This window comes from Pseudomonas asturiensis (genome assembly GCF_900143095.1).
Taxonomy (GTDB): Bacteria; Pseudomonadota; Gammaproteobacteria; order Pseudomonadales; family Pseudomonadaceae; genus Aquipseudomonas; species Aquipseudomonas asturiensis.
Genome location: NZ_FRDA01000005.1, coordinates 192,439 through 205,753, shown reverse-complemented (window position 1 = coordinate 205,753; position 13,315 = coordinate 192,439). Strand labels below are relative to the sequence as shown.

The 13,315-nt window shown below is 55.6% G+C and carries 14 protein-coding genes, 2 tRNA genes and 2 pseudogenes; 8 read left to right on the top strand and 10 right to left on the bottom strand.

Annotation, left to right across the window (positions count from 1 at the left end):
* Nucleotides 1-123 precede the first annotated feature (123 nt).
* The 4 genes from gstA (at nucleotide 124) to BUB69_RS11320 (ending at nucleotide 2,445) form a co-directional block, all read left to right on the top strand.
* Nucleotides 124-735 (top strand): glutathione transferase GstA, encoded by a 612-nt coding sequence (gstA, locus tag BUB69_RS11340; RefSeq protein ID WP_073166261.1) that lies wholly within the window; start codon nucleotides 124-126, stop codon nucleotides 733-735.
* Between the two features lie 64 nt (nucleotides 736-799).
* The gene (locus BUB69_RS11335; protein ID WP_073166258.1) at nucleotides 800-1,171 is read left to right on the top strand and encodes a Rid family hydrolase; all 372 of its coding nucleotides are present in this window, start codon (nucleotides 800-802) and stop codon (nucleotides 1,169-1,171) included.
* Nucleotides 1,161-1,565 (top strand): nuclear transport factor 2 family protein, encoded by a 405-nt coding sequence (locus tag BUB69_RS11330; RefSeq protein ID WP_073166254.1) that lies wholly within the window; start codon nucleotides 1,161-1,163, stop codon nucleotides 1,563-1,565. The genes BUB69_RS11335 and BUB69_RS11330 overlap by 11 nt, the downstream gene beginning before the upstream one ends.
* A gap of 421 nt (nucleotides 1,566-1,986) precedes the next feature.
* On the top strand, nucleotides 1,987-2,445 hold the full coding sequence (locus BUB69_RS11320) for a thiol-disulfide oxidoreductase DCC family protein (RefSeq protein WP_073166248.1): 459 nt from the start codon (nucleotides 1,987-1,989) through the stop codon (nucleotides 2,443-2,445).
* A 190-nt stretch (nucleotides 2,446-2,635) separates the two neighbouring features.
* Here BUB69_RS11320 and BUB69_RS11315 read toward each other — a convergent pair whose 3' ends face one another.
* The 8 genes and pseudogenes from BUB69_RS11315 to BUB69_RS11285 all read right to left on the bottom strand — a co-directional run bounded on the left by BUB69_RS11315 (nucleotide 2,636) and on the right by BUB69_RS11285 (nucleotide 9,100).
* Nucleotides 2,636-3,670 carry a methionine synthase gene (locus BUB69_RS11315; protein WP_073166245.1) on the bottom strand — a complete coding sequence of 345 codons (1,035 nt, stop codon included), beginning with the start codon at nucleotides 3,668-3,670 and terminating at the stop codon, nucleotides 2,636-2,638.
* A gap of 24 nt (nucleotides 3,671-3,694) precedes the next feature.
* On the bottom strand, nucleotides 3,695-4,678 hold the full coding sequence (locus BUB69_RS11310) for a DUF1852 domain-containing protein (protein WP_073166242.1): 984 nt from the start codon (nucleotides 4,676-4,678) through the stop codon (nucleotides 3,695-3,697).
* 237 nt (nucleotides 4,679-4,915) lie between these two features.
* Nucleotides 4,916-5,397, bottom strand: a pseudogene (locus tag BUB69_RS11305) (DDE-type integrase/transposase/recombinase); the annotation flags it as partial.
* Nucleotides 5,398-5,439: 42 nt separating this feature from the next.
* Nucleotides 5,440-5,502: pseudogene (locus BUB69_RS29585) on the bottom strand (DUF2946 domain-containing protein); the annotation flags it as partial.
* A 69-nt stretch (nucleotides 5,503-5,571) separates the two neighbouring features.
* A complete protein-coding gene (locus BUB69_RS11300; RefSeq protein WP_073166239.1) occupies nucleotides 5,572-6,954 on the bottom strand; it encodes a PepSY-associated TM helix domain-containing protein in 1,383 nt (460 codons plus the stop codon).
* Between the two features lie 108 nt (nucleotides 6,955-7,062).
* Nucleotides 7,063-7,485 (bottom strand): hypothetical protein, encoded by a 423-nt coding sequence (locus BUB69_RS11295; RefSeq protein WP_073166236.1) that lies wholly within the window; start codon nucleotides 7,483-7,485, stop codon nucleotides 7,063-7,065.
* 203 nt (nucleotides 7,486-7,688) lie between these two features.
* Nucleotides 7,689-8,741, bottom strand: coding sequence for an ADP-ribosylglycohydrolase family protein (locus BUB69_RS11290; protein WP_073166233.1), 1,053 nt, complete (start codon nucleotides 8,739-8,741; stop codon nucleotides 7,689-7,691).
* A gap of 282 nt (nucleotides 8,742-9,023) precedes the next feature.
* A tRNA-Arg gene (locus BUB69_RS11285) sits at nucleotides 9,024-9,100 on the bottom strand.
* A gap of 314 nt (nucleotides 9,101-9,414) precedes the next feature.
* On the opposite strand from BUB69_RS11285, the gene BUB69_RS11280 reads away from it, so the two are divergent.
* The 3 genes from BUB69_RS11280 to BUB69_RS11270 all read left to right on the top strand — a co-directional run bounded on the left by BUB69_RS11280 (nucleotide 9,415) and on the right by BUB69_RS11270 (nucleotide 10,702).
* The gene (locus BUB69_RS11280; protein ID WP_073166230.1) at nucleotides 9,415-9,654 is read left to right on the top strand and encodes a hypothetical protein; all 240 of its coding nucleotides are present in this window, start codon (nucleotides 9,415-9,417) and stop codon (nucleotides 9,652-9,654) included.
* A 38-nt stretch (nucleotides 9,655-9,692) separates the two neighbouring features.
* Nucleotides 9,693-9,878, top strand: a complete 186-nt coding sequence (locus BUB69_RS11275; protein ID WP_073166226.1) for a PA3371 family protein — start codon at nucleotides 9,693-9,695, stop codon at nucleotides 9,876-9,878.
* Nucleotides 9,879-10,375: 497 nt separating this feature from the next.
* Nucleotides 10,376-10,702 (top strand): Arc family DNA-binding protein, encoded by a 327-nt coding sequence (locus BUB69_RS11270; protein WP_073166223.1) that lies wholly within the window; start codon nucleotides 10,376-10,378, stop codon nucleotides 10,700-10,702.
* 157 nt (nucleotides 10,703-10,859) lie between these two features.
* Here BUB69_RS11270 and mgtE read toward each other — a convergent pair whose 3' ends face one another.
* Nucleotides 10,860-12,302 (bottom strand): magnesium transporter, encoded by a 1,443-nt coding sequence (mgtE, locus tag BUB69_RS11265; RefSeq protein WP_073166219.1) that lies wholly within the window; start codon nucleotides 12,300-12,302, stop codon nucleotides 10,860-10,862.
* 323 nt (nucleotides 12,303-12,625) lie between these two features.
* On the opposite strand from mgtE, the gene bamE reads away from it, so the two are divergent.
* Entirely contained in the window at nucleotides 12,626-13,120 is a 495-nt protein-coding gene (gene bamE, locus BUB69_RS11260) for an outer membrane protein assembly factor BamE domain-containing protein (protein ID WP_073166216.1), read from the top strand.
* A 43-nt stretch (nucleotides 13,121-13,163) separates the two neighbouring features.
* Here bamE and BUB69_RS11255 read toward each other — a convergent pair.
* Nucleotides 13,164-13,240: transfer RNA gene (locus tag BUB69_RS11255), tRNA-Arg, on the bottom strand.
* Nucleotides 13,241-13,315: the final 75 nt, after the last annotated feature.

Sequence of the window (13,315 nt, the reverse complement as noted above, 5' to 3'; positions counted from 1 at the left end):
ATACGATCGTAATTTTACCCATCGATGACATGACACCACTATATCTGGAACGAGGTTCGCAGCCGTTTCAGGCTTGGAACGGCAATACGTTCGGGTACGCGTTACCCGCTTATAGGAGATACCATGAAATTGTACTTTGCCCCCATGACCTGCTCCCTGTCGCCGCACATCGTGCTGCGTGAGCTGGGCCTGCCTTTCGAACTGATCCGAGTCAACAACAAGACCAAAGCCACGGCCGACGGTCGTGACTTCCGCGACATCAACCCAAAGGGTTACGTCGCCGCGCTAGTGCTGGATAACGGCCAGGTGCTGACTGAAGGCCCAGCCATCGTCCAGTACCTGGCCGATCGGGTTCCGGGCAATTCGCTGGCGCCGGCCAACGGCACCTGGGAACGCACTCGTCTGCAGGAACTGCTGAACTTCATCACCTCGGAAATTCATGGCGGCAGCGCACCGCTGTTCAATGCCGATATCCCTGAGCCCACCAAGGAAATTTTCCGGCAGAAGCTGTTCAAGCGCCTGGACTACCTGAACACAGGCCTGGTGAACAAAGATTACCTGCTGGGCGTCTTCGGCCTGGCCGATGCTTACCTGTTCACCGTGCTCAAGTGGCTGCCGTTCTTCAATATCGACGTCAAGAACTGGCCGGAACTGGCGTCGTTCATGGGCCGTATGGAAGCACGTCCAAGCGTGCAGGCCGCCATCGCTGCAGAAGAGGCGACGCAGCCGGTTTAATCATGGATGACAGAAGCTGGTCGAAGCTGGCTTCTGCGTTACTTCAACCTGGATGAAGCTCCCTATGCAGACAATTGAACGCGTCCCAAGCGGCCACGCAGGACGTAGCCGTTCCTGTGCCTACGCCGATATCGTTTACACCGTGGCAACTTCCGCGGACACCTCACTGGACATCGTCGGCCAGACTCACCAGGCCCTCGCCGCGTTGAGCGCCAGCCTCGAAGGCCTTGGCTCCCACGCTTCGCGCATGCTGTCGGCTCAGGTGCTACTGGCGGACATGGGCAGCAAACCCGCAGTCGATGAAATCTGGGCCCGATGGATCGGCGACAACCCCCAGCACTGGCCACAGCGCGCCTGCTACGGTGTCGATCTGGGCGGCAAACTTCTGATTGAAATCATCGTCACTGCGGCGCGAGGAACGGCTAATGACGCCTAACGATCAGATCGACCTGGTCATTCGGACCTGCGAGGCACAACGCACTGCGGCCATGCTCGGCGGTCATCTGGATATTTTCAGCTACCTGTTCCACCCGGACCTGACCTACATCCACGCCAGCGGTGTGGTGGACGATCTCAAGAGCTATCTTGAGAAATGCCGCTCTCGGGAATTCATTTATCACACCCTCAATCATCAAATTGACAAAGTGACTCGCGTGGGTGAACTGGCGATCGCGTTTGGCGAGATGTCTACCACCGTCACCTCCGCAGGCGTGCGAAAACATCTGCACAACCGAACGCTCACGGCGTGGAGAAAGACTGATGAGCAATGGCAACTGCTGGTCTATCAAGCGACGCCGCTCAAGCCAGCCAGGGTGCTTGAGGCTACGTGAACGATTCGGCGTACGCCGGCGCTCAATCACGTAAGACAAAAAAGCCCTGTACACATCTGGCGTGCAGGGTTTATTTATTTTGTCCGGACGGCTATCACGGCATAGGCGGTCATGACGCAAAAATGCTCGGCGCTCGTGTGCACATGCCGGACGACCGCCTTGACGTGTTTAAATCGTTGGCTGAAGCATCCGCTGTTGTACCTGCTCATCAGCGGAGCCGGAGGGCTCAGAGTTGCTCTGAAAGCGAGGCTGTTGGCGGACCTCGTATTTATTACCTCCAGCCAGGCTGGATAAGCCAGAATGGTCTGGTGAACATCCAGGCCGTCCTGGTTCACACGACAAAGGCGCACCGAGCGGCACTGCCCGCGTTGACCTGGTTTCCTGAGCCTATCGGTTGAACACCACTAAGGGACAATGATTGATGCACGAGCCAATAAAGTGGCCTCTAACGCTCTACTTCGATGGCGACTGCCCGCTCTGCGCTCGAGAAATCAACATCCTGCGTGCGCGCGCGGAACCCAGCCGCCTGCACTTCGTTGATATCAGCGACGAAGCCTTTGATGCCAAATCCGTTGGATTCACGCTCACGCAAATGGAGTCAGCACTTCACGCCAAGTTTGACGATGGAACCTGGGTCACAGGCCTGGACGCAACGCTCTGGAGCTGGCGAGCAGCGGGTCTCGGTGCCTGGGCTGCCCCCTTGTCATGGCGATTGACGAGGCCGCTTCTCAACATCGGCTATCGCCTCTTCTGTCGCTGGCGTCCGCACCTGGCATGGTTGCCCCATCCTGACGGCAGCACTCGCTGTCAGCGTGACAGCTGTGTACTCCCTGGATCAGAGCAGACCTCGCAAGACCGGCGACCGCCGGATAAAGGTTAGCGTCTCGCCCCTTCGTCGATCAGATCCGGGCTGGCGGGGCGTTCTTTCAGACACCACCCAACGAAGCTCAGCGTCAGCGCATGACTCTGTTCAGAATCAACGATGGGCTGCATGCCGACTGTAATGCTCTGAGGTTTTCTCAGACTGGATGCCAAAGGATGCGCAGCGCGGGGATGATCCGTATCCTTGCTCAGCGCTGGTTCGAAAGTTCTCTGCGAACGATTTCTGCACCCGCACTCAACGCGTGCAGCTTGCCGCTTGCGACTCGACGGGGCAAAGGTGCCATGCCACAGTTTGTGCATGGATAAAGCTTGTCGGCATCGACGAACTGGAGCGCTTTTCTCAGGGTATTGGCGACTTCCTCGGGCGTCTCAATGGTATGGCTCGCCACGTCAATGGCGCCTACCATCACTTTTTTACCCCGAATGAGTTCAATCAGATCCATAGGCACGTGAGAGTTATGGCACTCCAGCGAGATGATATCGATGCCGGATTTTTGCAGTTTGGGAAAGGCTGCTTCGTACTGCCGCCACTCTGAACCCAGCGTCTTCTTCCAGTCGGTATTCGCTTTAATGCCGTAGCCATAGCAAATATGCACCGCCGTTTCGCATTTGAGCCCTTCCATCGCCCGCTCCAGGGTAGCAACGCCCCAGTCATTCACCTCATCAAAGAACACGTTAAATGCAGGCTCATCGAATTGAATAATGTCGACCCCGGCAGCCTCCAGCTCTTTGGCCTCCTGGTTGAGAATGTTGGCAAATTCCCAAGCCAGCTTTTCGCGGCTTTTATAATGGGCATCGTAAAGGGTATCAATCATCGTCATGGGGCCTGGCAGGGCCCACTTGATCGGCTGCCTGGTTTGCTGTCGTAGAAACCTGGCATCTTCAACAAAAACAGGCTTTTTACGAGCAACAGCACCCACCACCGTTGGTACGCTCGCGTCGTAGCGGTCACGAATTCTGACAGTCTCACGTTTTTCAAAATCAACACCGTCGAGGTGCTCTATAAACGTCGTCACGAAATGCTGGCGAGTTTGCTCACCGTCACTGACGATATCGATACCGGCCAGCTGTTGTTCTTGCAGTGACAACCGGAGCGCATCCTGCTTGCCCTCAATCAATTCTTCACTTTGCAGCTTCCAAGGTGACCAAAGGGTCTCAGGCTGCGCAAGCCAAGAGGGTTTAGGCAGGCTGCCAGCAGTCGAAGTGGGTAACAACTTCTTCATGAATATGACCTTGTTTTTAATTAATCAAAGTGCGCAACGAGCGGACCATTGTTCAAGAATAGCGTGGTAAGGTTTGATAAGGTGTTCTTCGGCAAACTTCCCTTGCTCGGCAGCCAGTCGACTACGTTCCTCGCGGTCATAAACAATTCGAGTCAGCGAGTAATCCTGGTTTTTCAAGCTAGGCTGATAGCATTTTCCTGCCGCTGAGTTCGCATTATATATTTCAGGCCGGTATATTTTCTGAAACGTTTCCATTGTGCTAATAATGCCAATCAGCTCAAGATTCGTGTAATCAGCAAGCAAATCACCTGAAAAATAAAAAGCTAACGGCGCAGCGCTGTTCGGCGGCATAAAATAACGAACCTTCAAGCCCATTTTCTTGAAATACTCATCGGTCAACGAGTATTCATCTTGCTGATACTCATATCCTAGGACGGGATGCTGACTCTCAATCCGATGGTACCTTCTGCTACTAGAAACGCTCAGACAGATAACAGGCGGCTTCTCGAAATTATCTTTGTAGGCACCTGAATTAACGAAGCACTTAAACAGCTTCCCGTGCAACGCTCCAAAATTTTCTGGCGTACTGAACTGGGGCTGGTCCTTGTTGTGCTCTAGCAACCGCACACTGAAGTCATAGTCGCGCACGTAAGAGGAAAAATTATTCCCGACAATACCTTTGATGCGCTCACCGGTTGTTCGATCAATAATCGTGGCTTTCAGAACTTCGATTAGCGGGATGGCACTCTCCCCGCCGTCAGCAGCAATAGCCAGCTCAGCGGAGATGATGTCCAGTTCGACCCTGTAACGATCACCTGTAGGGTTGTTCCATTGCGCCAAGGCGTTGAAACGGTTGTTGATCATCGTCAACGTGTTGCGCAAATTCTTCTGGCGACTTTCCCCTCTTGCCAGATTGGCAAAGTTCGTCGTGATGCGGGTAGTGGCTGATGGAGCGTAATGCTCATCAAAAGGAATGCTCTTGATAGCAAATGTGAATTCTTTTTTCATCCTGACCTAGCACCCTGTTTCCGACGCACAGCTGAAATGGACTTTCGCCGTCATTAAGCGTTGACCTAAGCTCTGTTTCTTCACTGAGTGGTGGTTATCCTGCCTTTCGTGAAGAGCTGCGAGTATTTTAGGTCTAGTAAACACATGAGCAAAAACGAATTGATTTCAATAAAGCATTAGTCACGCTCATGATGGGTGCAGGGTTAAGACAAAGGTCGCCGGGTCCATTTATAGTGGTCAACTGATCCCGGACACGACGTTAAGTTTTATCTCGGCCTGAGCCGGGGTCCGCCCATTATTGAACTGATACGGTCTAATCCAGTTGTACCGATGCATCAGGTAATAACTGATGTCGCGTAAGCCATGCCCAACGCCTTGATGACCAGATCCGCATCCGGCTTGTTCGACAGCCCCTAGCCCATCACTCGGCGCGCGTAAAGATTCATAACGACAGCCAGGTAATGCCATTTCCCTTGAGCCCAGATGTAGGTGATGTCGCCACACCAGACCTGGTTCGGCGTCGGCACATCAAACGCTCGATTCAAGATGTTCGGAATGTCAGGCCGCTCAAACGTCGCTTGTTTGTAGGCATGTGATCCAGGTTGTTTGCTGACCAACTCCAGTTCCCGCATCAGGCCTCGCACCTTGAACCGCACAATTTTCTCGCCCCCTTCCTGCATCATCGACACGATGCTGCGGCGATGGTGAGACATCTGGCTCATGCCAGGCATATCGTGGCATTCCATGCCAGCCATTTCCATTGGCTGGCTTTTGCCATGCGCAAGGCTGATCCCCTGACTGATCAGCGGACCGGCAAAGATCATCAGCATGGCAAACAGACTCAGCCATGCTCCGATCAAGCGTCTGTTACGCATCACCTGCGCACCAGTGGGTTACACCTTGTCTTCGACAAAGGGCCTCAAGGCTTGCCGATAGCCCAATAGCGCATCCAGGAGGATAAAGCCCAGCAGGCTGACGCCCAGTACGGGCAGCGCAAAGCCCATCAACACGGCTGCCACGATCAGCGCCCACCGCGCGAACGGCTTTAATGAGCGCCATAGGTTGAAAAGCGTTGCCTGCTGACTACGGGCCTGAGAAAGCGCTGGACGACGTCGCCACCACATCACGTACCCCATGACGACCATGGCCGCCAGACCACTGGCAAAGACCACCAGCACCAATTGGTTGGCAAGACCAAACAACACGCCCATGTGAGCGTCAATGCCCCAGCGGGTCAGTTTGGCGGGCAACGAGTAAGCGGAAAACCTGACGTGATCGACCACTTCCAGTGTGCGTGGGTTGATCGACACGGCATCCACTTGCGTCGGCCAACTGCGGTCTATCTCGCTGACCACCCAGGCCTTGTCACTGCTCGTGGATGGCCTGATTTCAACCTTGGCAGCATCGATATGCTCGGCACGCGCCTTGGCCAGAACACTGTCGAACAAGGCGGGGTCCAGCACGGTCGCCTGTGCCGTTGGTGCCATGTGCATGTGATGCTCGGCATGTTCGTCCATGGGCATCGTCGCCGACTTGCCCAATGAGGTCGCTACGCTCGGTGTTGACCAGCCATAGTAGGCCCGCAATACGCCAATGTTATCGCCAGCGTACTGTGACCACGTCAAACCGGTGGCCGAGAAAAACAGCAGCCCCAGCAGCAACCCGACACCGGTCGTTGCATGCCAGCGACGCACAGTGTCGCGCTCGCGGCTCTGTCGACGACGGCGAACGGCCCACAGTATCAGGCCGCCGAGTGCAGCCACCCACAGCCAGGAAGCTGCCAGCTCGCTATAGATTCTGCCGACATCCCCCAGCAACAGGCCCCGATGAAACTGATCGATCCAGGTACGTAGCGGTAATACGCCACTGGTACCGTAGACCTTCATGTCCCCGCGAATGTCGCCACTCACCGGGTCCACGAACAGCGCTCGATGCTCTGATGGGCCAAACCCCGGATCGCTGAACATCACCCGGGTGGTATCCCCTTCCCGTGGGGCCGGGCGCACCGCGGCAACGCTCAGGCCTGGACCTGCCGATGCCTGGGCTCGCTGAACCTGAGCCTGCAAGCTCAGAACGGGGCCACGGCTGTCCGTGTGCAGGGCATGGGCGTAGAGCGACTCTTCGATCTGAGGGGTCAGCGCATACACGACGCCACTCAAGGCCGCGACCAGCATGAACGGACCGACGAATACGCCGATGTAAAAATGGAGCCTTTTCAGAAAGGCGACGAACGCCCCGGACCGCCGTGGTTCAGGGCTTGAAAATGATGCAGACATAGGGACTCACCAACGTGTAAACGCGGCCAGCCGGGATCAGATCCCGGAAGACGTTAAATTCAGTATGGGTTGTGCGTGCGAGCGACACTCACACTTCCACAAGAGGCGCTATGGAGCCTGTGGATTGAGTCCCGGAAGGGTGTGACGTGACAGGTTGCCGAGCCACAGATCGGGCAATACAAAACGGGGAATGCGGGTTCGGATCAGCCAGCCCAGGGCCACGAAGAAAATCGTCGCCAGCGTCAGTGTTCCGGCAAACGAACAGTCTCCCGGTTGCGACTGCATGCTGCCTGATGTCTCTATCTTTTTTGACGCACCCTCCATGGCCATCTGCATCTTGTGATGCCCTGCATGATGGCCTGAATGCATACCTGACATCTCATGGCCGACAGGGGACGCCGAGGCCACCGCCTGACCGGCAAAAGCGGCCATCATCTGACCATGGCCGACACTGCACGCAAGGCCATTGAACAGGACAACTGCATACAGTATCCAGGCAATGGGCGAGCAATGGGTTCGGAAGACATTCATGGCGGGTAATTTAACATCTCCACTGCGGCCTAAACACCAGTTTACTCCCTGTCAAAACGACGCAGTGCCGTCCGGATAATGCACGTAAAAGCACATGTCGCTGTTGGCGCCAGGAACCGGATACGCTGAACGCGCTATTGCTTTGACTAACAGGGTGTTCCAGGTGGGGTTCGAACCTGCAGTAGGGGATTTCACGAACATGTTCAGCCCCCCGGATAGTCCGCTTCAATAGCCCCGTCAAACTCCCCGCCATACCCCGAATAATCCCTCGGCACGCGCTCCATATCCTCCGCAATCTTCTCAATCACTTCACGCAGCTCAAGCCTCTCCAGCCAGCGCGCCGGAATGCCTTCCCGTCCGCATTGAATCCCCAGCAAATGCCCTGCAATCAGCCCGGTGCTGTCACTGTCGCCGCTGTGGTTCACGGCGTTGATCACACCCTGCTGAAACGAGGTCGCGCTGAGTGCGCACCAGACACCAATCGCCAAGGCTTCTTCGGCGATCCAGCCGGCACCGAATTCGTCGATGCGTTCGGGCGTGGGGCGCAAACCTTCGTGGTAGTAAATGAGCACGCGTTCGAGCAGCACTCGGGTTTCTTCCATGCCGGGTTTGTCGCCATGTTCGGCGAGGCTTGCGGTGATGGCATGTTCGAGGCTGTCTTCCCGGTCGACGATGCGCTGAAGGATATCGGCGAATAGGCCTGCGGCCAGGTAGCCGGAGGGATGACCGTGGGTCAGGCGTCCGGTATCGGCTGCGCAGTCGAACGCATTGTGGAAAAAGGCGCACGGCGCGACGCGCATGACGGCCCCGCAGCCCTTGCTGTTGTTTTCAGCCAACTGGCCGAAGTCCTTGCTCTCCCTCAATGCGCTGAGGCAAGTGTTGCCCGGGGCGCGGCGGGACCACAGCGCGCGTTCTTTGACCAGCCAGCCGTTGAGGCTGACGTGAATGGCCGGCTGCACATCCTGGGTCACCAGCCAACGCAGCAGTGCGTGGTGGATGACGCTCGGGACGTGGCAGATGCCGCGTGAGCTGCCGCGCACATAAGCGCGCAGCAGACCTTCGGCGGTGAAGAGCATCATTTGTGTGTCATCGGTGACCGCGCCAAGTCGGCCATAAGCAGGCGCGAAGTCGACAATGCCTTGTGCGCCGAATGTGGCGCGAATCGCATCACATTCAAGGAATTCAACCGGCGCGCCGAGTGCGTCGCCCACTGCGCCGCCAAGCAGGCAGCCTTTGATCCGTTCAAGTCTGTTCATGTCTGTTTCCTTACGTCGCAGGGATCATCGCTTGCGGCAGGTCCAGCTTTTTTTTCAGCTATTCGACGTGGGCCTCCTGGAGGCGCTCAAGGCTCGTGCACAACCCGAATAGCACGTTTAAAAAGCTCGGGGTCAAACTGAGACCCTACCCCATCGGCCAAAAGTTTCCTTCAGGAAATAATTGCACTGGGAACTGGGGGCTAACGTGGGGAGCAGGCAGGAAAAAACGTGACCGTGGCAGATATAGCGGTCGTTTCTGACTAACTCGCGCTCTGACGAATATGGTGTCCCAGGCGGGGTTCGAACCTGCAACCTTCCCCTTAGGAGGGGGATGCTCTATCCAATTGAGCTACTGAGACACTGTGCCAGCACACCGATTGGTGCCAGCGAGGACGGCGAGCATCTTAACGATATGAGGCGGTTTTGTCATGTCGTCATTGTCCGCCGGCCATGTAGTCCCGGTCCGAAGGACAAGCCTTCTTCAACCGGATCATGCAAATTGCACTGTCCCAAAAAGCCATCATTGCAAAACGCAAGAGACGAACATTTTTATTCGCATTCAACTATATGATTTTAAAGGATATTTTTACCGATTTTAGTTGGCATGCAGACTGCATTATCAGTATCAGCGAACCACCCCTTCCTTCTGATGTCCGGGCACAGGTACTGAAAAATGAACATGACCCTCTCAGTGTTGAATGCAGCAGCTCTGGTAGCCCTCATTGCGTTTCATTTTCAGGACACCGGCATAAAGAATGATCAGATGAGTGTGCAGACTCAGGTTCATCAGCCACTGAGCCATGCACCTCAGCTCGCTGTCATGACTGACAGAAGCGCCAATGCAGCTATGCTGACCAACGACGCGCAGGAGTTTCTTCAGACGCCACGCGAAGACCAGCGCTGGGTCTTCTGAAGACGTCACACATAGCCCACCTTCACGAGAGAGTAGCCATGTCGAAATCCGCTTTGTCATTCCTGATCCTGGCGTTGATGGCAGTTGCCGTTGATCTGCTTCTTCCCGCTCAGGCACAAATGTTGAGTATTGCGTCAAAAATCGCGGCAGGTCTCTTCGGCAGCCTGTTCGTTGTCGCCCTGGTAGTAGGACGTCGCTTCAAGTTCGATCCGGTTCTGCGCTAAGCACTGCCTTGAAAATCGCACACTGCTGATGGTTGTACTGGTCGGCAAGGCCCTCAACGCCTTCTGACTGGATCATCGGCCCTGGCACCACCCGCGTCACCCCTCCCCCGCTTCGCCCCCTCACCCTTATCAATCTGATCGTCCGCCAAGTAGCACGCCTGTCGGCACGGATTCGTATTCCACCCGCTTAGCATCTACGCTGCACACAGATAGCCATGATGGCAAAAAGCAGTCAGGTGGGATGCCCTGCTGTCAGCTGAACGGGTTTGATTATTTTTTTACACATCCGTCCGCAATTCTGATAATTGGTGCTGGCTAAACGCCTTTATCTGAGTCAATATTTGTCACAGATTTGACGCCAAGGAATCGACGCAATAGGGGATGATGCTACCCCTTCGACAACGCGGTGGAACATTTGGCCAAAATGACGGTCTCATGATCACAATCTTGCGGCCACTTGTTGAAACCGCTTCCCCCTGAACTAACCGGTTAAATATATGAGCCCTATGAAACAGGCTATTTATTCCAGCCGCACGGCTGATAAGTTTGTAGTTCGCCTACCAGACGGCATGCGTGATCGTGTGCACGAGGTAGCCAAGAATCATCACCGCAGCATGAACTCCGAGATCATTGCTCGCCTTGAGCAAAGCCTGATTCAGGAAGGTGCCCTTGGCGATGAGCCAAGCCTGCGTCTTGACAGTCCTGAGCTGTCTTTGCACGAACGTGAGCTGCTGCAACGCTTTCGTCAGCTTTCACACCGGCAGCAAAATGCCCTGGTGTCGCTGATTGCACAAGACACGGAACTCGCCTCAGAAGCGTCGTGACAGTTAGCAGAAAGTCGTTCAAGGCCAGCGCAAGCTGGCCTTTTTTTGCTCTAGGATCTTGCCTTAGTTGCTGTAGGAAATATCGCCACACCATCTAAGCACGGTCTTGCAAGACAAAAAAAACCGCCCATCGGGCGGTTTTTTTTGTTGTAGCGTCTTAAAGAAGAAAGATGGTCGCAAGCCCCAAAAAGATAAAGAACCCGCCACTGTCGGTCATCGCCGTAATCATGACACTTGCGCCCATCGCCGGATCCCGACCCAGCTTGACCAACGCCATCGGAATGGAAACCCCCATCAGCGCAGCCAGTAAAAGGTTGAGGGTCATGGCTGCGGTCATCACCACGCCAAGCGACCAACTGCCATACAGCAGGTAAGCCACGACGCCGATCACCCCACCCCATATCAACCCGTTGATAAGGCCGACTGCCAGCTCCTTGCGCAGCAGCCGCGAGGTATTGCCCACATTGACCTGATCAAGCGCCATGGCGCGAACGATCATGGTGATCGTCTGGTTGCCAGAGTTGCCACCAATACCGGCCACAATAGGCATCAACGCCGCCAGGGCGACCAGTTTCTCGATCGAACCTTCGAACAGACCGATCACACGTGAAGCCAGAAATGCGGTGATCAGATTGACGGCCAGCCACGCCCAGCGGTTACGCAACGAGCGCCAGACCGAAGCGAAGATATCTTCCTCTTCACGCAGACCCGCCATATTGAGGACTTCGCTTTCGCTCTCCTCACGAATCAGGTCGACCATTTCGTCGATAGTCAGACGGCCGATCAGCTTGCCGTTCTTGTCGACGACAGGCGTAGAGATAAGGTCATAACGCTCAAAGGCCTGGGCCGCATCATAGGCATCATCTTCCGGATGAAAGCTGACGGGATCGTTGGCCATGACTTCACCGACCATTTTTTCCGGGTCGTTGACCAGCAGTCGCTTGATCGGCAAGACACCTTTGAGCACACCCTCGACATCCACCACAAACAGCTTGTCGGTGTGACCGGGCAGCTCCTTGAGCCGGCGCAGGTAGCGCAGGACGACTTCCAGGCTCACATCCTCACGAATGGTCACCATCTCGAAGTCCATCAGGGCGCCGACCTGATCTTCGTCGTAGGACAGCGCAGAGCGAACGCGTTCACGCTGCTGCGAATCCAGGGCTTCCATCAGCTCATGAACAACGTCACGCGGCAGCTCAGGGGCCAGGTCAGCCAGTTCATCGGCGTCCATGTCCCTGGCGGCCGCCAGCAGCTCGTGATCGTCCATGTCGGCGATCAGCGTCTCACGAACGGAGTCCGAAACTTCCAGAAGGATGTCGCCGTCGCGCTCAGCCTTGACCAACTGCCATACGGACAGACGGTCTTCCAGCGGGAGGGCTTCCAGAATATAAGCGACGTCGGCGGAGTGAAGGTCATCGAGCTTGCGCTGCAGCTCGACAAGGTTCTGCCGGTGAACCAGATTTTCTACGCGATCCTGATGCTGACCTTCCTGGCGATGAGTCAGGTCCTCAACGATACGCTGGCGCTGCAGTAGCTCGATGACTTGAGCAAGACGATCCTGCAAGCTTTCCTGCGTTTTTTTGACTTCTCTTTCGGTCATAGGCGAACTCCACTCCCAGCAGCGGAGCACGCCGGGGAGATCAATCAGTTAATTCATGATTGTTGATACAAACTATTGAGTAACTACTGGGTAAGTCCATGGAGGTATTCCACAAGCCCCGGCGGGGCTGACGGGCGCAATGATACACCGCTTTGAGCGGATCGCACGCGAGAAATTCAGCCTGGAACAGGCGCTTGCAACGCAAACTTCAAACGTTCTGCGAACCAACAGGAGTTCGACGTCACATTCAGCCAAGAAAACACGTTAGCCCTGACGAAGGACCGCCACTAGGCTGTCACGACCGTCGTCTAAAGGACCTGACTATGCGCATCACCCCTCTTGTTTCGTTATGGAGCGCCCTGCTCTGCGTGCCCCTGATGGCCGAGGCCAACACCGTGCAGCGCTGCGAAGATACCGCTGGCAACGTGACGTTCACCACACTGAGCTGCCCCGAAGGGCACAGCCGCCAACTGCAACGCGCCTTCAATGCGCCACCCGGAAGCACGCAAGGCTTGATGCTGCCCCCGTCCGAGGGCAATGAGCCTCGAAGACCCCGATCACCAAACAAGGAAGTCGTGATCGTCGGCCAGCACGAAGACGGTTGCGGCAACCGGCTGAGTGCCGACCAGCGCCGACAAGCCATCATCAATCAACGCACGCCACCTGGCATGACCCGACGCGATGTCGAAAGCCTTCTGGGGCGACCGGATAAAGTCACCAACACTAATGGCGAACTGCGTTACGCGTATCACCAGAAGAAAGGCCGTAGCCATACAGTGACGTTCGATCAGGACGGATGCGTGAAAGGAAAACGCTAGAAAGCAAAAAGCCCACATCTTTCGATGTGGGCTTTTTGGTGTTTGGTGCACTCGACAGGATTCGAACCTGTGACCGCTCGGTTCGTAGCCGAGTACTCTATCCAGCTGAGCTACGAGTGCATTGGTGTTTTTAGACCAGATCACCTCTGGTTGAAGCCAGTCAACTTCAATGCTGTAATGACTTACAACGTTGAA